The 18656-nt window shown below is 37.8% G+C and carries 15 protein-coding genes, 1 other RNA gene and 1 pseudogene; 11 read left to right on the forward strand and 6 right to left on the reverse strand.

Going from position 1 to position 18656, the window contains the following annotated elements:
* Nucleotides 1–32 precede the first annotated feature (32 nt).
* A complete protein-coding gene (locus tag ATS75_RS15455) occupies nucleotides 33–929 on the reverse strand; it encodes a GGDEF domain-containing protein (protein ID WP_058561318.1) in 897 nt (298 codons plus the stop codon).
* A gap of 158 nt (nucleotides 930–1087) precedes the next feature.
* Here ATS75_RS15455 and ATS75_RS15460 point away from each other — a divergent pair, with 158 nt between their 5' ends.
* Nucleotides 1088–3064, forward strand: a complete 1977-nt coding sequence (locus tag ATS75_RS15460; RefSeq protein WP_058561319.1) for a monovalent cation:proton antiporter-2 (CPA2) family protein — start codon at nucleotides 1088–1090, stop codon at nucleotides 3062–3064.
* 21 nt (nucleotides 3065–3085) lie between these two features.
* On the opposite strand, the gene ATS75_RS15465 is transcribed toward ATS75_RS15460, so the two are convergent.
* Nucleotides 3086–4231 (reverse strand): patatin-like phospholipase family protein, encoded by a 1146-nt coding sequence (locus tag ATS75_RS15465; protein WP_058561320.1) that lies wholly within the window; start codon nucleotides 4229–4231, stop codon nucleotides 3086–3088.
* 177 nt (nucleotides 4232–4408) lie between these two features.
* On the opposite strand from ATS75_RS15465, the gene ATS75_RS15470 reads away from it, so the two are divergent.
* Both ATS75_RS15470 and ffs read left to right on the forward strand, forming a co-directional pair.
* Nucleotides 4409–5275: a DUF3014 domain-containing protein gene (locus tag ATS75_RS15470; RefSeq protein ID WP_058561321.1), complete on the forward strand. Its 867-nt coding sequence runs from the start codon at nucleotides 4409–4411 to the stop codon at nucleotides 5273–5275.
* Nucleotides 5276–5412: 137 nt separating this feature from the next.
* Nucleotides 5413–5509: signal recognition particle sRNA small type (gene ffs / locus ATS75_RS20190), an RNA gene on the forward strand.
* 214 nt (nucleotides 5510–5723) lie between these two features.
* Here the strand turns inward: ffs and ATS75_RS15475 are convergent.
* Entirely contained in the window at nucleotides 5724–6026 is a 303-nt protein-coding gene (locus ATS75_RS15475; protein WP_058561322.1) for a phage integrase N-terminal SAM-like domain-containing protein, read from the reverse strand.
* A gap of 291 nt (nucleotides 6027–6317) precedes the next feature.
* Between ATS75_RS15475 and ATS75_RS15480 the strand changes: the two genes are divergently transcribed.
* Nucleotides 6318–6821, forward strand: coding sequence for a hypothetical protein (locus tag ATS75_RS15480; protein WP_152996235.1), 504 nt, complete (start codon nucleotides 6318–6320; stop codon nucleotides 6819–6821).
* Between the two features lie 36 nt (nucleotides 6822–6857).
* On the opposite strand, the pseudogene ATS75_RS20675 reads toward ATS75_RS15480, so the two are convergent.
* A pseudogene (locus ATS75_RS20675) lies at nucleotides 6858–7139 on the reverse strand (IS110 family transposase); the annotation flags it as partial.
* 491 nt (nucleotides 7140–7630) lie between these two features.
* Between ATS75_RS20675 and ATS75_RS15490 the strand changes: the two are divergent.
* The 6 genes from ATS75_RS15490 (at nucleotide 7631) to ATS75_RS15515 (ending at nucleotide 15487) form a co-directional block, all read left to right on the forward strand.
* A complete protein-coding gene (locus tag ATS75_RS15490; protein ID WP_058561325.1) occupies nucleotides 7631–9151 on the forward strand; it encodes a serine hydrolase domain-containing protein in 1521 nt (506 codons plus the stop codon).
* A 368-nt stretch (nucleotides 9152–9519) separates the two neighbouring features.
* Nucleotides 9520–9804 carry a Tn7 transposase TnsA N-terminal domain-containing protein gene (locus ATS75_RS15495; protein ID WP_235591196.1) on the forward strand — a complete coding sequence of 95 codons (285 nt, stop codon included), beginning with the start codon at nucleotides 9520–9522 and terminating at the stop codon, nucleotides 9802–9804.
* A 30-nt stretch (nucleotides 9805–9834) separates the two neighbouring features.
* Complete coding sequence (locus ATS75_RS15500) at nucleotides 9835–10602, forward strand: substrate-binding periplasmic protein (RefSeq protein ID WP_058561326.1); 768 nt, start codon at nucleotides 9835–9837, stop codon at nucleotides 10600–10602.
* 687 nt (nucleotides 10603–11289) lie between these two features.
* The gene (locus ATS75_RS15505; RefSeq protein WP_058561327.1) at nucleotides 11290–12558 is read left to right on the forward strand and encodes an ABC transporter substrate-binding protein; all 1269 of its coding nucleotides are present in this window, start codon (nucleotides 11290–11292) and stop codon (nucleotides 12556–12558) included.
* 9 nt (nucleotides 12559–12567) lie between these two features.
* Nucleotides 12568–14829 carry an ATP-binding protein gene (locus ATS75_RS15510; protein ID WP_058561328.1) on the forward strand — a complete coding sequence of 754 codons (2262 nt, stop codon included), beginning with the start codon at nucleotides 12568–12570 and terminating at the stop codon, nucleotides 14827–14829.
* Nucleotides 14830–15268: 439 nt separating this feature from the next.
* Nucleotides 15269–15487, forward strand: coding sequence for a DUF6500 family protein (locus ATS75_RS15515; RefSeq protein WP_058561339.1), 219 nt, complete (start codon nucleotides 15269–15271; stop codon nucleotides 15485–15487).
* A gap of 77 nt (nucleotides 15488–15564) precedes the next feature.
* On the opposite strand, the gene ATS75_RS15520 is transcribed toward ATS75_RS15515, so the two are convergent.
* Together ATS75_RS15520 and ATS75_RS15525 are read right to left on the reverse strand one after the other, a co-directional pair.
* On the reverse strand, nucleotides 15565–16047 hold the full coding sequence (locus ATS75_RS15520; RefSeq protein WP_058561329.1) for a YchJ family protein: 483 nt from the start codon (nucleotides 16045–16047) through the stop codon (nucleotides 15565–15567).
* A 36-nt stretch (nucleotides 16048–16083) separates the two neighbouring features.
* Complete coding sequence (locus ATS75_RS15525) at nucleotides 16084–16518, reverse strand: SulA-like leucine-rich domain-containing protein (protein ID WP_058561330.1); 435 nt, start codon at nucleotides 16516–16518, stop codon at nucleotides 16084–16086.
* Between the two features lie 640 nt (nucleotides 16519–17158).
* On the opposite strand from ATS75_RS15525, the gene ATS75_RS15530 reads away from it, so the two are divergent.
* Nucleotides 17159–18394, forward strand: coding sequence for an IS110 family transposase (locus ATS75_RS15530; protein WP_058561331.1), 1236 nt, complete (start codon nucleotides 17159–17161; stop codon nucleotides 18392–18394).
* Nucleotides 18395–18656: the final 262 nt, after the last annotated feature.

Consider the following 18656-nt stretch of genomic DNA (forward strand, 5'->3'; position numbering starts at 1 on the left):
GGTTGCGCCACAAGGGGAGGCGCAACACATGTTTAGTAAGCTCTAGCGCAGTTTCGTCCAGAGGCTTTTGCTTTATAGAGCCCCTTGTCTGCGCGAGAGAAAACCTCATCTTCACAGTCATGACTATTTACCAATGTGTAACCAATACTCGTCGTCACTTGGTATTTAGACATGATATTCGATTCTTCAACTAGGCGCATAATACGCTGGGCGATTACTTTATTTGTAATAAACTCAGGATCGTCTATCAAAATGGCAAATTCATCACCACCAAACCTGAAGACACAATCAGTGCCGCGTATACTTGTTTGCAGAACAGCTGAAAACTCTTTTAATACGTCATCACCTATTTTGTGACCGAAGTTGTCATTTACCTGCTTAAAGTTGTCTAGATCCAGCAACATTAAACTAAATGAACGATGTTGACGGCGGCAGCGTTCAAGTTTTTCAAATAATATGTCGTTAAATTGGCTGCGGTTGTTTAAGCCAGTTAACGTATCTTTTGTTGCGAGTTTCAACACTCGGCTATACATGATTGCATTTCTCAGCGGGTACACCAATGCATTGTGTAACCCTGTGAGTTTCGCATTAATGTTTCCTGAAAGCGGGTATTGGCTAAAGTAGATCAACTGCCCTAAGTGCTCGTTATTTATATCTAAGTCAAACGAGTACGGTGGGGTTGAGTTATCGCTTTGAGTAACCTGTGTCACCCCTTGAGATGACTGAAATTGCAAACCCGAAAAATTAATAATCTGCTTTGCATAGTCGGCGTAAATATTGAGTATTTCATCGATATTTAAAGTCGTTTGTAGTTTTGAGACTAAACTATGAATTGCTGCAGGCTCATTGTTACGGTAATGCTCTGCCGAAAATGGCAAAAATTCGCCACGTGCAGAAACCCGTTGTGTCAAAATATGGACGTTTTCCACTAAATCTCCCCCCTCGGAGTGTGTTGTTAATTAGTTAAAGCGATTTCTATGCCACAATTTCAAAGTGGCTGAAAAACAGATAGTTGCTATAGTTAAATTAATGAGGTGGTAAAACTTTGACGCAGTATTATCTGGCAACAGACTATCAGGAGGTCTATTTGCAAAGTGTTCTAGGTCAAATATTTGGTTTGTTGTTTGCGGCAGTCATTTTTGTGTGGCTCTTTAAGCGTATTGGTTTGCCACCAATATTGGCTTATTTAGCTACGGGCTTGCTTGCTGGAAGCCATGGCATAGGATGGATTGCACAGAGTAACGAAATTCATTTTGTTGCAGAGCTTGGTATAGTTTTTCTGTTATTTAGCTTGGGACTAGAGTTTTCTATTGGCAGGCTAATGGCTATGCGAAGCATAGTATTTGGTTTAGGCACCTTGCAAGTTGTGGTTACCAGTGCAGTGATCATGCTGATCTTACTTTTACTTGAATTTTCTTTACTGACCAGTTTCACTATTGCCACTTTAATGGCCCTCTCCTCTACGGCCGTCGTGGTTAAATTACTCAAAGAGTCTGGGGACTTAAAGCAACGCCGAGGCCAATTAGCGATCGGTATTTTATTGTTTCAAGATATCGCGGTTGTTCCTTTACTTATTATTTTACCTCTTTTAGCTCAAAGTAGTGGATCAGAAGGAATCGCATGGGCATTGGCTGTTGCATTAACCAAAGGTGCATTTGTGTGCGCACTCTTGTGGGCGATAGGAAAATGGATCTTGCCGCGAGTATTCAGCGAAGTTGCTTTGATGCGCACTGAGGAGTTATTTGTTTTAACCACATTACTAGTGGCTTTATTTGCAGCAGGACTTACCTATTTATTTGGTTTATCAATGGCATTAGGTGCTTTTTTGGCCGGTATGATGCTTGGTGAAAGTCAGTATCGTCACCAGCTGGAAGCTGATATACGGCCATTTCGTGATATTTTAATGGGCTTGTTTTTTGTAACTGTCGGTATGCAGTTAGACATACTATTTGTTATTGATGTGTGGTTTTGGATTTTAGCTGCGTTGACACTGATGTTTGTATTAAAAATTGGCGTAATAGCGGTTTTGGCGCAGTTTATGGGAGAGCGAAAACAAGACTCTATTGCTGCGGCTGTCATGCTTTGGCAAATGGGAGAGTTTGGTTTTGTGCTCATTGCGTTGGCAACTAAGCATCAGTTATTGTTATTTGAGCAAGCATCCTTTTTAATCGCTTTAGCAGTGATGTCGATGGCTTTAACGCCTTACCTGATAGAGCGAACTCCGTGGTTGCTATCAAAGCTGGGTTACTTAAAAAATGCGCAAAGTTACGCATCCAACCAACCTGCAAGCAGCACTCTATACAGCAATCATGTGGTTATATGTGGTTTTTCTCGAGTTGGACAAACGATTGCTCGTTTTTTAAAACCAGAGGCAATTGAGTACGTTGCAGTAGAGTGCAACCCCGTATTGGTTCAAGAAACTAAGGCGGTGGGGGAGCCTGTGATTTTTGGCCATGTAAAGCAAAAAGATATTTTACGGTCAGCAGGAGTCGAACGTGCACGGTTAGTTATTATAACGTTTACTGATTTTGAACAAACTCAAATTGTTGTTGATGCAATTAAGCAAATTGCACCAGAAGTTAAGATTTTAGTGCGCATGCGTGACGATACTGAACTAGAGCTTTTGCAAGAGTTAGGGGTGACAGAGGTCATTCCAGAAACACTAGAGGCCAGTTTGATGTTGGTTTCTCATGTTTTATATATGTCAGGTGTGCCAATGACACGTATTGTCCGTCGAGTGAGTAAAGAAAGACGAAATCGCTATAAGTTTTTACATGGTTTTTTTGCGGGGGATAAGTATACAAGTGATGATAGCAGTGCGGAGCGTTTGGAATACTTACACGTTATTGCATTACCACAGGGGTCATTTGCTGTTGATAAAAGCATCGGTGAGTTAAACCTGGAAAAGCGCCGAGTTTCGATTAGGGCGTTACGCCGTCAAGACAGAGAAATTGACAGGCCATCTCAACATACAACATTGCTCTGCGGGGATATTCTTGTATTACAAGGAAAGCCAAGGCGAGTAGAGCGCGTTGAACGTTACCTTATCGATGGCAGTGAGTAGATGGCATATTATAAATGTTGTTTAATCTAGTTCTAAAAAAGCGCGAATTTGTGGTAACTTTTCAAGCCCATCTTTATACCCAATATTAATTAAATGTTGGGTATAGCGTTTTTCAAATAGCAGATAGCTGGTTAAGCTTGATTGAGACCGTTTTTTTACACCAATCATACGTAACAATATTTTTATAGGTAGCGGCATATCGTCATAATACTGTGCAGCAATCGCGTTAAAGTTTTCAGAAGGATTAATCACACAGGTCTCAATTTGTTTAAGTTCTTTGTGTTTTTCTCGACCGGGCATCAGCCCTAACGTTCTATTAATACGCTCAAGCCGTTCTAGATCTGATTGCAATGTATCTGTGAATACACTATCAAGTAGGTGTCCGGCAATTGACGATAAGCCAGGGTAATGAGGTAAATAGCCTGGAGGGTGTAACTCTTTAGGTTGATCAACACCAATGATAAATATTTTTTCTGCGCCAAGGTGAACACAGGGGCTCAAAGGCGATAATTGGTGAATAGAGCCATCACCAAAATAATGATTATGTACATTTACACTCGGAAAAACCATGGGAATAGCACTTGATGCCATTAAATGATCTACGTTGATGCGCGTAGCTTGTCCCACTCGTTTTGCACGCTGCCAAGGCGTTTGCGTATTTGATTGGAAAAATGCCACAGAATCACCCGTTGTATAGCTTGATGCAGTGATTGATACCGCATCTAGATAGTTACGGTGTAAATTACGTTCAATACTAGATAAATCAAGGACTTCGCTTAATAACTCACGTAATGGCCGATTGTTTAGTAGGCTCGCTGGTGGATGATTAGTATGTTCAGATTGAAAACTTGTTAACATATTGCGAGTAATATGACCGAATACACCTAAAAAGTCGCTTTTGTAGACGGTTGAGGTTGAAAAGTTCTTCCAAACATATTCTAACTTTCTAATAGCAAGGTGTGTACACGAAGCATAACACGCTAAAGCAGCAGAATTTATTGCACCAGCAGACGTACCATTAATAATGGTGAAAGGTAAAGGGGCCGTACGGGGCATACTATGAGCAAGCGCTTTCAATACTCCCACTTGATAAGCTGCACGTGCACCACCGCCAGTTAAAAGTAAGGCTATTTTGGGTTTATTTTTATCGACCTGTTTTATTCTCATAGTTGCAATTAAACCGTTGACCGTCTTTACTTTATTTATTAACTGTAAGTCTTTAAGCTAGAAGAATCAAAGGATACCTGAGCAAGATAATTATTTTTATCGCTTAGTTTGGAATTTTACTCACTTAGGTGACTCTAAGTGTATGAATTATGCATTTTAATTTTTTATGGAGTTCGTATGTCAGATCAATCACCGCAGCCAGATGTCGAAAAACGTCCACCAAATAACAATTTGCTCTTTGCAATTGTGATACTTATTGTTATTGCATGTGTGGCAGCATTTGTTTTATTTAGCGCTGAAGAGCAGCCTCAACCTGTTGTTGATTTACCGCCTCAAACACAACCAATCGAACAATATAAAGCACCAGAGCCTGAAGTAGTCGACTCTCAAGAAGCTGTTTTACCTGAGCCAGAAGTTATAACCCCTCCACCAAAAAGAGTGGTTGAGCCAACACCCGTTGTTAAATCATTACCTAGTTTAAATGACAGTGATGAGGTCGTTGTTGCAAATATAGACGAATACTTAAGCGACCAAGTAATGGACTTACTGATCACCGACGATGTCATTCGCCGGGGCGTGGTATTTATTGATAACTTAGCGAGAGGGAAAGTGGCTGTTAAGCATGCACCTGTTGAACCTTTGCAGGAGAGTTTCACTGTAATTGAAGGTGATATTTTGCAGATTGATCCAAACAGTTACGAACGCTACACCCCTTATGTAAAAATATTCACAAGTATGAGTGCAGCTCAAATTGTACGTTTATATGAACAATATAAACCACTTATAAGCGACGCTTACAGTGAAATTGGTTATGAGGGTGATGAGTTTACACAAACACTAGATGAAGCGATTGAACTATTACTTGATACACCTGAGCCAAAAGGTGATATGCCATTACTCAGGGACTCAGTGACTTATCAATATGCATATTCAGAGTGGGAACGCCTACCAGCGGCGCAAAAACAGTTATTGCGTATGGGCCCCGAAAATATGAAAAAAGTAAAAGCCGTTTTACGTAGTGTAAGAGCTGAATTAGAAAAGTAAGAAATAGATTGTATAAAAAACGGTGTGATTGTTTGATTAACAACCAGTCACACCATCTTTTTAGATTTCCGCTTGAATAACAGTGCAAAAGTAGAGATAATCTTTCCCGCGCCAACCAAGGCCCTCAATGGTAGTCTTATTGGTCCTCTCGCAACACTAGCAGGCGAACCTGGTCAGGCCCGGAAGGGAGCAGCCACAGTTTGTGACGTGTGTGCCGAGATGTGGCTGGTAAGACTGCCACCCAATATCTTCATTGGGTGTTGTTTGAAGTATAAGTTGACATATTTGTACTAAAAGATGGCATAAATTGAAAGTTTAAGGTGGCATAGTCTAGCATTTAACTAAATGATTAAATGGTTGACTCACATGTAAAGAAGAAAACTCAAACACTCCCGTATTAAAAACCTCCATAAATTTGCTAGTCAAAAAAATAAATCTACCTATTTAGTCAAATCCTCTTTAGAATTTCAAGTATTGACGCGATTAAACGGTATTTGCCAGATAATTTGTTAATTATAGTTAATGTTTCTTCGTGAGTTAACACCGTTGGCAATGCTTTCTCCCGCTTTGTGAATGAATAAGATAACCCTTTAATCTCACGCTTAACAATGTAACGATATAAAAGCATAATCGCACATAGCGCTTGATTTTGCGTTGCACCACTTACTTGTTTGTTAACTGCCAAATTATTCAAAAACCGTTCGATGTGATGGTTTCCCATGTCATCAGGGAGCTTTTTGTCATTGAACAAAATAAAATACTTTATCCAATAGAGATAATCTTCTCAGTTTGAATACTATAGCGCCTAGTACGCAATTCTGATCATTTCTAAATAAGGTGAACTCATAGTAAATTCCGGCTACTGTTTATTTATATAGTTATAATTCATTGCAAGGGTTTTGCAACTCAAATTCTCGGTATATACCTGATCAGAATTCTCGCTATGGGGATGGTGATTTCTTGTTGCCATTTTTATGATAAGTTAATAATATTATTAGAAATTTTAAAGTGTATTTACGTAGGATAGGGCAAACACTCGCGAGTGTTTATTGGTATTCTTGGTAAAACGCTGCTAAACGCCAAATTTAACTATGGAGTGTTGATGTATTTTTGGAAAATAGAGTCACTAAAATCGGATTTACGAGAAGGGAATTTGACACAATCTAATGACCTGAAATATTTAGCCGGAACATTGGTGTTATTTGTGTTGGCTTCATTTCCTAGTGATACAGTAAATCTATTCGATTACTTTAATATATTACTTGGTGTTTTATCTGTCATTTGCGGGACTGCTTTGTGCTTTTTTGCTAATGGTGGGAATCAAGGCTCAGATTTTTTGCGCAGATACTTGTCAATTAGTTGGGTTGTTGGTATCCGACTACTTGTCACTACGGTGCCGATTTTCATCTTAATTTATGTTGTAGTTGAATTAGCTGGTTATGGTTTTTCTGAAGAAACAAATTCACTCGATTTAGCTTTGCAAACTGTGTTTTCAGTTTTTTATTACTGGAGAGTCATTCATTATATAAAGCAAATTAGTGAATAGGCGTTTAACAACACGCCCTGAGGTGGACAGCAAGCACTAAAGCCCACTTTCCACCGCAAACTTTAACAGCGGTGCTCCCTTACTTTTCAATGCCGTTAAGTAATTTGATTCATCGTAGGGCGTATGTGTTTTCCAGCATTTAAATAGGATCCGTATCCACTTAAATGCCAATGATCTGATGATGGTATTATGAGGTTTTCCTTTGGCTTCTTGCTGCCGATAATAGGCTTTTGCCCAAAATGAATACCGGACAGAGAGTCCAGCCCATTCCACAAACGTTTGCCTTAAAAACTTAGTGCATAAGTACCGCCAGTGAAGTAATTGGTTCAGATCTTGACTTCAGACATCAAAAGTTTTTTAAAGGTATGGCAAACGATTCGGATATATAGAGCTTGCTTTCGTTTAAATAAAAAGCGGAGTATGACCGTCAATAAGGGCATGAATAAACTGATCTTACGGGGACAAACGATAGTGAATGCATTTACTTCATTCTACGGCAACTGTTCTGCCTTGTTCATAACATAGAAAAGCTGCAAAACAGGCTGCATTAAAAAAGGGGAGTCTTTTTAAGCCGAAATATAGCGACTCAGGCACATGCAATTCCCTCTAAAACAGCCATTAAAACAACCGCACATTCTTTTTCTATTTTACGTAAACTAGAGATAACTGATTGAATCAAAATAGGAACTCGGCTATGGTTAATTCATAAATAATAATAAATTTAAAACGAGTTAATCTAGAGGCTCGTTAGTTGACTAGCTAGTTTAGTTGCAAGTTTATCAATCAGAATTAATAAAGGGACTTAAAAAATGAGGTTTGGTTTATTTATTATCGCTAGTATTTTATTTGCAGGTACTTCATATGCAAGTAATGACTTTTCAGCCATAGATAAGTACGTTAACTTTGTAAAAAAAGAAGTAGGGTTACCGTCAGGGACTGCTGTTGCAATCGTAAAAGATGGAAAAATAGTTTACGAAGGGTATTTCGGATACTCTAATATAAAAGATAATAAAAGGGTAAATGAAAAAACCGCCTTTTATCTTGCATCTGTGACAAAGCCTATGTTTGCTTTATCAATGCTATTAATGGAGGGAAATGGCGATATTAAAGACAGTACTTCTATGGCCGAGATGTTTCCTACACTAGATTTTCCTTATATCGATACAGATAAAATTCAAGTAAAACATCTTGTTTCTCATACCCATGCTCTTGCCAACATACCTTTAGTGGACACGCTAGCATTTACTGGGCAACATAATAAATTACAGCGACAAAAGTTAACCTCTTCATCTAAAAATGATCCTGCTAATCAGTTAGGACACTACCAATATGGCAATGAAGGTTACAATATATTAAGTGTGTGGGCTGAAGATAAATTCAAGCAAGATTGGCAGCAAACGCTTGAGCAATTAGTTTACCAACCTTTATCAATGAATCATACGACATCGTACGTTAGCGATGCTGAAACTAAAGGCTTTGACATTGCACGTCCTTATCATTTATATGCCGCTAACCCAAAAAAAGTCATGCCCTTTGAAAAGAGTGATTCCACTATGCAAGCTGCCGGCGGCACTTTTTCATCGGCAAGGGATATGGCAAAGTTTTTGATTGCGCAATTGAACGAAGGTCAGGTTAACGGAAAACAAGTATTTCCAGCTAACGTTATTAAAAAGTCTCATCAGAAATTAGCTACTAACGATTTAAAGTATAGAGACTTTATTCGTGAAGGGTATGCTTGGGGCTGGTATATGGGGCCATATAAAGAAGAAAAAACATATCATCATTTTGGTGGGATTGCTGGAACGCATACACATGCTTCTTTTATGTTAGAGCATAATATTGGACTGATAGTACTTAACAATGAAGAAACCGTAGCAGCGTCTATGACACAAGGTATCGCTGATATTGCTTATAGTATTTTATTAGGCAAGGGAGATGTAAATAAAATTACAGAATCTCGAATTGAAGCTATGAAAGATCGTTGGTTAAAAATACAAGCAGATATTAAGGAAACCAATGAAACACATGAAAAAAGAAATGCCGCTAGAAAAATGGTTTTGACTAAAGAAAAATCAGAATACGCTGGGGTATTTTATAATCCGTTGTGGGGGAATCTAGAAGTCGAGTTACTAGAAAATAATGATCTTAAATTTAGTTTGGGTAAGCTAAATACAGTTGCAACGGCAGCAAAACGAAAAGATGAATTGAGAATCCAGTTCGCTATTGGTAGCGGAAGAATAGCAGCTTATAAAATAGTTGAGGATAGGGTAGTTTCAATCGATATCTATGGAATTAATCCTTTGGCAGTAGAAACATTTACACGCTTATAGTGTTGAAAAGAGCTAACTAACAATAATTTAAAACGGGACTGCTAACAGTTTGCTCGGTTCCGCTTCGCTACACATTTTAGCAAACTATTTTCAGCCCCTTAAATGGGCTTTACCACTGTCTACAATTGGCACATGGCAGTCAGCTAAACCGGGCAGCATTATTAAGTGGTTGGCTACATAAAGCCTGTATTTGGTAACTTTATGCCATTATTAGCTTCAATATTATGTCAACTTACACTTCATATGTGCTGTTGTAGCTCAATGAAATCGAATGTGCCTATGCCAACTTACACTAAAAGATGGCATAAATTGGAAGTATAAGGTGGCATAGTCTAGCATTTAACTAAATGATTAAATGATTGGCTCACATGTACAGAAGAAAACTAAAACACTCCCGTATAAAAAACCTTCATAAATTTGCTAGTCAAAAAAATAAATCTACCTATTTAGTCAAATCCTCTTTAGAATTTGATGCGTGTTTCTATTTTGCATTTCCACCATCAATAGCCGCATTTGAAGCACAGCCACTAGGTTACGAATATGAGTTTGATAACCGTATTTGCCTTTACACGCCTGACTTTTTATCTACCCACACAGACGGCACGCAAATTTATCGAAGTAAATTGTTGAATAATTTAAGTGGAAGGTTTTGAGAAAAATAATAGCTAACTAAAGGCGTTTAAATGCAACTTTTCTTATTTAGTCGATTGAAACTTATCGCTATATTGATAGTAACTATCCTTGCCATTAGTGCAAAAGCTTTCGCTTGTGAGAAAACGATTAAAATTAGCGCGGCATCTAAATGGCCTCCATTTTCATACACTGAAAATGGGATACAAAAAGGGCTAGATATTGAAATCATTGAACTTGTTTTATCTAAAGCAGGAATCTGTTGGGAATATATAGTTTACCCTTCTTCAAGTCGTGCTTTAAATGAACTCAAGCATGGCCGTGTAGATTTAATTTTTGCTGCTAGTTTTACCGAAGAACGCTCAGATTACGCCATCTTCAGTCTAGCCTATCGGATTGAACAGATGCAGTTATTTGAAAATACAAATAATGCTAAAACGTGGGGAAAGTCAAAAAATATCGTCTTTGCTGTTAATCGAGGGAGCTATTATGGTGCTTTATTTAAAAAATATGTTTCTGATTGCTATGCATGTGTTGTAGAAACTAATCACTTAAATGAACGAATAAACTTAGTAAAAAAGAAACGTGTAGATTTTGCTATTGAAGAATATTTAGCCGGTAGTTATTTTATCATAAAAAATGGAATGTCAGATTTTGTTAGGCCAACAAACATTATGATTAACAGTAATCCTGTATATTACATGCTAAATACACAACGCTTTAGCAAACGCGAGGTAAATATTCTCAATGATGCTATAAAAAACAGTGATGCAGAAATCGCTGAGTTAATTGAAAAATATCAAAGAGAACTAACTTTTTAATTATTAACTAGTTAGCTTTATATAAATATATACCAAACACTTTTTGTTCCGGTTTAACGTAGTGTGTCATTGGGAAGTGTCTTTTAAATCATGATATTAATTGTTAGTTGTTGAATCTAGAGCTTATACGATGTTTAGCTACAAACGTAAGGCTTGCTTGCACTATAACCTTTAATAGGTAGCCTGAAATTAAGTATAGGCTGGGCGACAATACCATAGGCTATTTCTAGTGCACTTATTTAACGAGAACAATCATTTTTTGAGATGCGCAGCGACTCTCAATCGCTATCTATAGCTATTGTTAATTTAACTTCTCTTTTATGATTAAACATGGGGTAGGGAAGCCAATATAGCAAAATATGAATTACAGCCTTTAATACCAATCCGCAATAATGCTTAATTATTTTTTGTGGGGCTAAACGTGCCGCTACCTGCGTTAAAAAACTCTCATTTAGAATAACTAAATAGCGAATTTTTTGCCTAGCTATCAACACGTTTTTCTACTCCCAAAATAGATCACTTAATTATGCGGATTGGTATAAGATGCAGGTTCATTCAAGGCTGAGTCGTTCGCTAACCACGGTGCTTTAAGCAAATGATGCTACATGTTAGTTCATAGTTTTTGCAGAATTTTTAGATGTTTAGTCTACACTTATCAGTAATACTGTTTGTTATGGAAAAACAAAAATGGCTGATTCATCAGGACGAAGACATTTTCTACGAACCGTGGGAGCAGGTGCCGCTATATCCACTCTTGCTTTTAAAGCTCCTTTTGTCTTCGCAAAAAAAATGATAACACTTCGAGTTATGGGAACTCACGTAACCTTACAAGAGGAACTTCGTCAGCGTGCCATGCGAGAGCTAGGTATTAATATTGAGTTTCTTCCTATGGGGAGTGCAGCCGTTTTACAAAAAGCAGCAGCAGATCCTGATTCGTTTGATCTTTATGAGCAATGGTCAGACTCGATTAATATTTTATGGCAAGCAGGGTCCATTCAACCGATAGAGACTGAGCGTCTGCTGTATTGGGATGAGATTAATGGGCTAACTAAAACCGGAAAAGTTCATCCATCAGCTAAATTAGGGGCGGGTGATGCACCAAACAAAATTCTGTATGTGCAAAATGATGGATCTTTGGGTAGTACAGCCTCGAATAAAATAAGCTTCATGCCATATGTCCACAATGTAGATTCATTCGGTTACGATACGCGTTATATTGATCAAGGAAAACCATATGAAACAGAGTCTTGGGCATGGCTATTAGATGATAGAAATAAAGGTAAAGTTGGACTGGTCAATGCCCCAACGATTGGGATTTTTGATGCCGCTTTAGCAGCCAAAGCCCAAGGGTTAATGAGCTTTAAAGACATAGGAAATATGAGTATTGCTGAAATAGATAAGCTCTTTTCAATTCTACTTACTAAAAAAAGGCAGGGGCATTTTTCTGGCTTTTGGACATCGGTACCGCAATCTGTCGATTTTATGAAAACGGGGAGAGTTAATATTCAAAGTATGTTTTCACCAGGTGTTAGCGCTTGCAAAGGACAGGGCATTCCCGTTGTTTATGCTTCACCTAAAGAGGGTTATAGAGCTTGGCATGGTGTAATGTGCTTATCCTCGAATGTGACTGAGGAGGTTAAAGAAGCAGCTTATAAGTATATGAATTGGTGGCTATCTGGATATCCGGGGGCATTTATTGCGCGGCAAGGTTATTACATATCAAACCCTGAACGCAGTCAGCCATTGATGTCAAAACCTGAGTGGGACTTTTGGTATGAGGGGAAAGAAGCCGCAATCGATCTTAAAGGTACTGATGGGAAGGTTTCAACTACTGCAGGACAATATCGTGATGGAGGAAGTTACCTAAAACGTTTTTCAAATGTTGCAGTGTGGAATACAGTGATGGAGAACTATGATTACAGTTTAGATAAATGGTATGAGCTATTGAATGCTTAAGGGGATCACGTGTTGCATTTAGTTTCACGGTCTATTGCTGCGAAGATGACGTTTGCATTCGCGTTAGTTTTTATTGTATTGAGTATTAGCTACTTTGTAATGGAGCGGCGTTTAGGTACGATTGAAAATTCGATGGGTAGTATTACCGATTTAAGTAGTCATGCTATTGGTATACTACGAATAAATAAAGATATTGTTGAAATGCAGAGAGATATTTCTGTGTTTGGTTCATCAGGGAGTGACGCTGTATTTGCTAAAATAGAAGAAAACTTTCAAAGTATTCAACGTCGCTTAAAATTCATTGATGAAAATAACGATGGGTTAAGTGAACAGCTATATATTGATAGTATGTCTGAGCTAGTGGTTCGCTACGGTAATAACTTAAATGTATTAGTTAAGCGTTACAATATAAAAAGCGCTTTAATGAGTGATGTGTTACCAGGGATCTACCTTAATGCGATTACAGATTTAGACAGGCTCGCAGCGGGCACTGCCGATTTACACTCTAAGCTTATTATTTTACAGCGAATAAATACTTGGCATAGCTTGCACCAGAGCGCACAGCTTTTTTTAACTAAAAAAGATTATTCTAAACGCCAAGATGTCATGCACGCATTGAAGCAACTTGATAGGTTTGACCTACCTACTGCGGCAGAACAAAACGCCTTAATTGACTTAAACATACAATCAGCAAAAACCTATAAAAATACATTTAATAAAAGTATTCAAGCTAACCGTAACTATTTAAGCCTTGTTAATGTTGTTATGGCGGGTGATGCAATTGAGTTTAGCTCCTTAGCTAATACTCTCAGAGAACAATCACTACAACGCTTAAATGAGATAAAAAAATACGGTGAAAAGACGATTGTTAAAACAGAGCGTGTTTTGCAGTTACTTGGTATTGGCATTATCTTTTATGTGATTATTTTAACCATGTTCTTCCACTTTCATATAGCGCATGCAATTAAGCGACTGACAAAAAGTTTTCAGTGCTTTTTAAATGGTGATTTATCTGAACCTATTAATGACTTATCTCGCCAAGATGAGTTGGGCGTATTAGCGCAAGCAGCTAACCGTTTTAGAGTACTTAGTAAAGATCTTATCAGCTCAAAACAAGCTGCTGAACATACATCAAAAGTAAAGTCTGAATTTTTGGCGAATATGAGTCATGAAATTAGAACACCGATGAATGGTATCTTGGGTATGACGAGGCAATTAAGTAATACGTCTTTAACTGACAAGCAACTGAGGATGCTAGAGATAATTCAGTCATCAGGCAGTGGCTTATTAGTGATTATTAATGACATTTTAGATTTAAGTAAAATCGATGCAGAAAAAATTGAGCTTGAAAATAAGCCTATAAATTTAAACAAATTGTTAGACGAAATGCATCACTTATTCAGTGAACAAGTAGAAGAGAAAAATGTAAAATTGCTTGTATCGTCAAACGCGGGAAAAGAAAATACCGTTTTTTTAGGCGATGAGACACGACTCAAGCAAGTGCTGATGAATCTATTAGGTAATGCGGTTAAGTTCACCGAAAAAGGAAGTGTGATATTAGATGTGACTGTCAACGTTATGGAGAAGGGAGAGCTTAAACTTCTCTTTAACGTATCAGATACAGGTATAGGTATTGATGATAGGCACATTGAATCTTTATTTGAGGCATTTTCACAAGCTGATACATCAATTACACGCCGGTTTGGTGGTACCGGGTTAGGGTTAGCTATTACGAGTAAGTTATTGAATATAATGCAAGCCCCTCTAAAGGTTGACAGCAAGTTGGGTAAAGGTTCTCGTTTTTATTTTGAATTAGCAACAAAAGCCGAAGTCATAGACATTGAAACTTTACATGCAGTGCATGAGAAAAAAGTGAAGCAGGCACTCGATTTATCTCATTTAAATGTGTTGGTTGTTGAAGATAATCAAATCAATCAAATAGTGATTGAGGCACTCTTAAAGGAATTTAATATTACTACGATTAGTATTGCAATCAATGGCCAGCACGCTATTGAGCTATGTGAAATGAGCGCTTTTGATATGATTTTAATGGATATGCAGATGCCAGTTCTAGATGGTCCTGGAGCTACAGTTGAAATTAGGAAAATACATAGCTATGTCAACACCCCTATTATTGCATTAACCGCCAATGTACTAGAACGTGATAAACAACAATGCTTTGATGCTGGGATGAATGATTTTTTAGGTAAACCACTCGATTATGAATGCTTAAAGTCAATACTGTTGAAATGGTCACCTATGCCTGGTTAATTAATGTTTATATCGTAAAGGAGCTGTCTGTGTCTGTCTTATAAATATAGTGTTATTTTAGACCTTAGCTAAAAAGTTAAAGCTAATGGTTATATAGAAATTAGACAGGCGGATAGCGTCAAAATGCCAATATATACCTTAGAGTCCCTCGAGGCACCTAATCTAAGCAGTGTGGTGTTGTGAACGCCAATACGCGTAGGTGGGATGAAGTGACGTATGCCTGAAGCGACACCCAGTATATTTATTCAGCGTCTTTGTTTTCTATTTAGACCAAGTTGGTCACTTTACGAGTTTGAAGTACTTCCAAGATGTATACATCACTTAGTAATAGATGTTATAAATAATTGAGATAGAAATAATAAAAATAAGGTTTAATATTCAAAAGCTTTATGTTCAAGTATTGTTTTTTTAATTTGAGGTAGGTTAGAAAGTGAGTATTTTGGACGAAAAATTAAGAGAGCGAATAATCCGCATATGTGATAAAAAAATCGATGCTAAAGGGCAAAATGTTGGTTTATCATTTTATGCCTTCTTTGCTAATAAAAATGATGAGCCAGATTTGCTAATGCAAGTTGCTACGTGGTGGATTCAAACTCATGAATTAGATCATTTTGTCAAAGCGCATAAAATAAAAGAAATGATGCTAAATAAACTATGAAAGTAAGCACATGAAGAAATAAGGAGCAACCCTTTGCTCCTTATCGTTATATACAGCTTCTATTGACCAAGATAACTTTAGACATTGATGTGACATTTTTTATACTTTTTACCGCTCCCACAAGGGCAAGTATCATTTCGACCAATGTGGACTTCATCTGTCGGGAAAATTTCGCCATCTAAATACTTCCAGTTGTTACCTTCTTTTATAAAGCGCGATTTTTCGTGCAATTGGCAAAGCAGGTTTTGAAAAATATAGCTTACACAAAACTCTACGATCCCAGTGTTTTCATCATGGTCAGATAATATAATTTTGAGATTAATAAAGCGGCAACTCTCTGCAAACTCAGCGATTTCATTGAGTGGGTTTTCTATCTGTTTATCATGTGCATAGGTTTGATATATGTAATCAGCTTTTTTCATCGCATATGCAACATAACGTGAGCGCATAAGTTGCTCCGGAGTTTTGGCATGCGCGTTACCTAAATGCAATTTTTCACAACATTGAGCATAACTCTTTTGGCTGTTGCATAAGCAAGAAAGTTCTGAAAGAGAGGTCATAATTTTACTCAGTCCAAAAACCGCTAGCTTAACAGTTTATTGGGCCAATGCTAACTCCACTGACGACTCATTGTTAGTAAAGCAATACAGTTTTGCTGAGGCTTGCTCTAAGTTGATAGATAAATTTGCTAACTGATTATCTTTGACAATATCTGTCCACGTTATTACAGCAGCAAAATTACCGTTATGAAGTGCAGAATTAAGCACATATTCCAGATTTACTAAATGTTTTTGCCTAATTACTAGCAGCTTAGTTGTATCAATTGAACATGAATCCAGTAATGCCTTACTTGGCACATGATCAGGTGCGATTAAGAGTGTCCATGCATTCTGGTTGTTATAATGATGAAGTACTTTCAGTAACTCAAATGTCGCGGAAATTTCGTCTTCAATCTGGATCACGTTGACGGATGAACTAAGTTTATCCTGCTGGTAGCTTTTAACAGTTCTTAAAGTAATTGGCTGTAACATAACGGTCACTCACTGGTTGTTTATACAGTATTTGTATACAGTAGTTTATACAGTTGTTGTGTGCAAGTGTTATTTGTTATTTTTTGAACAAATTTAAATCTATTGTTCTTTTTCACGTCGCGCTGGAATTGTTCTTCACAGAGCTGGAATAGAGAGGTAGGAGTGGCGAGGGCTGTAGGTGCGGTAATTTCGTTCCCTATTTGGGTCTTCCTCATGAAGGGTGGAATTTGGTTTTTAGGCTTAAACTAATTAAAACACCAAACAGAAATTCCAAATGAAAATTTTATACTTTATCTTTTTTGATTTAATACTGTATGGATAGCGGTTTATTGTTGTAACACATATTAAAAGAGTGCCCTGAAAGCCAAGCTATCTGACACTAAAAATGTAGTAAGACGGTTATGAGCGAGATATAGTCATTCACACCTAAGAACTACACTTTAAAGTGGTTTAGGGTATGTGCTTACTGGCTACGAATAATGAGCGAAAATCATTTGATGATCACCGCTTTTCTTTCGAGCCAGTAAGTGCTCCACGGCTCGCTAACGAATACTCAGGGCACGCACACAAACTGCTGGCTATATTTCTTTCGAAGAGCGTGGAATACATACCAATCCTTTATAAGTAGGAGTGGATGATTATGTCGATAGATCAATTTGCTGCACATGTTGGCTTAGATTGGGCAGATAAAAAACATGATGTTTGTATTCAATTTAGAAATGGCGAGCGTCGTTTTGAGGTAATTCAACATACACCAGAATCATTAGATACTTGGCTCAATACGTTGCACAAACAGGTAAATGGGAGAATCGCTGTTGCGCTGGAGTTAAAAAAAGGCCCAATAGTGTATGCACTACAAAAATACCCCTTTATTACAGTTTTCCCCGTTCATGCGTTGTCACTAGCACGTTACCGCCAAGCATTTTCACCTAGTGGTGCCAAAGATGACCCTCAAGATGCAGAGTTAGCACTTGACCTTATGCTACGCTATCCAGAAAAAATAAAACCAATTGAACCAAGTACCGGTGAACTCAGGCTATTACAACAATTATTTGAACAACGAAGACTGCTGGTTGAAGATAAACGACGTTTTGTTAATAGGCTTATTAATACACTTAAGCAGTACTACCCTCAGCCTTTAGAATGGTTCTCCCACCGAGACAGCGGGCTATTCTTAGATCTCATTGCTAAATGGCCTAGCCTTCAGCTACTTAAAAGAGCTAGAGCTAATACAATACGGCGTTTTCTGAACTCTAAAGGTGGGCCCGCTGTTAAGCATACAGAATCACGGATTGAGCACATTAGAAATGCACTTCCACTTACAACGGATCAATATGTTATAGAAGCTAATATGTTGCTCGCTGTAACTCAGGTAAAGCAAATCAAATTAGTAGTGGAGAGTATTAAAGTTTATGACGTGCGTATCGATGAGTTGTTTAAAACATTACCAGATGCAGACATTTTCAAATCCTTACCAGGTATCGGGCCATGCATGGGGCCTAGAATGTTAGCGGCTCTTGGGGATAATCGTAACCGCTTTAATTGTGCCGAAGAAATTCAAAATTATGCAGGTATTGCGCCTGTTACCGAACGAAGTGGACAGAAGTCATGGGTACATTGGCGATGGCAATGCTCTAAGTTTGTAAGGCAAACCTTCGTGGAGTGGGCAGCGAAAACAGTACATACTTCTTATTGGGCGGGTATATATTATCAAGGGCAACGTTCTAAAGGTAAGTCTCATCAATCTGCTGTTAGAGCGCTTGCATTTAAATGGATACGCATAATCTATCGGTGTTGGAAAACGAAATGTTGCTACGATGAAGCTAAGTATTTAAAGGCACTTAAAGAGCGTGATTCGCCATTATTAAAGACATAAATGACTTGTTGAATGCCTCAGGGCGTGAAGCAGCCGTTGATATTGGCTAAATATCGTAGATAACTGATTGGTCAAACTGCGCTTTGCGCATATATTCATGAAAATGAGCGACGCGCGCATATTGGTTCTATTAACTCTAACTAAAAAATTTAGAAAACTTAGTGATAGTAATGCCTTAGGTAATTTGTTAAAACTATATAAAGTAGATAAATGAGCGTTAAGTCGGCAGAAATATGCGCGATGAGCGCACTATTAAATTGTT

This window comes from Pseudoalteromonas sp. H105, from assembly GCF_001469215.1.
Taxonomy (GTDB): Bacteria; Pseudomonadota; Gammaproteobacteria; order Enterobacterales; family Alteromonadaceae; genus Pseudoalteromonas.

Coding starts and splice junctions, on each gene's coding strand:
- ATS75_RS15465 (WP_058561320.1), bottom strand. CDS start 4,231: ATGAGAATAAAACAGGTCGATAAAAATAAACCCAAAATAGCCTTACTT.
- ATS75_RS15520 (WP_058561329.1), bottom strand. CDS start 16,047: ATGACCTCTCTTTCAGAACTTTCTTGCTTATGCAACAGCCAAAAGAGT.
- ATS75_RS15500 (WP_058561326.1), top strand. CDS start 9,835: ATGCAACTTTTCTTATTTAGTCGATTGAAACTTATCGCTATATTGATA.
- ATS75_RS15505 (WP_058561327.1), top strand. CDS start 11,290: ATGGCTGATTCATCAGGACGAAGACATTTTCTACGAACCGTGGGAGCA.
- ATS75_RS15530 (WP_058561331.1), top strand. CDS start 17,159: ATGTCGATAGATCAATTTGCTGCACATGTTGGCTTAGATTGGGCAGAT.
- ATS75_RS15525 (WP_058561330.1), bottom strand. CDS start 16,518: ATGTTACAGCCAATTACTTTAAGAACTGTTAAAAGCTACCAGCAGGAT.
- ATS75_RS15470 (WP_058561321.1), top strand. CDS start 4,409: ATGTCAGATCAATCACCGCAGCCAGATGTCGAAAAACGTCCACCAAAT.
- ATS75_RS15495 (WP_235591196.1), top strand. CDS start 9,520: ATGTACAGAAGAAAACTAAAACACTCCCGTATAAAAAACCTTCATAAA.
- ATS75_RS15490 (WP_058561325.1), top strand. CDS start 7,631: ATGAGGTTTGGTTTATTTATTATCGCTAGTATTTTATTTGCAGGTACT.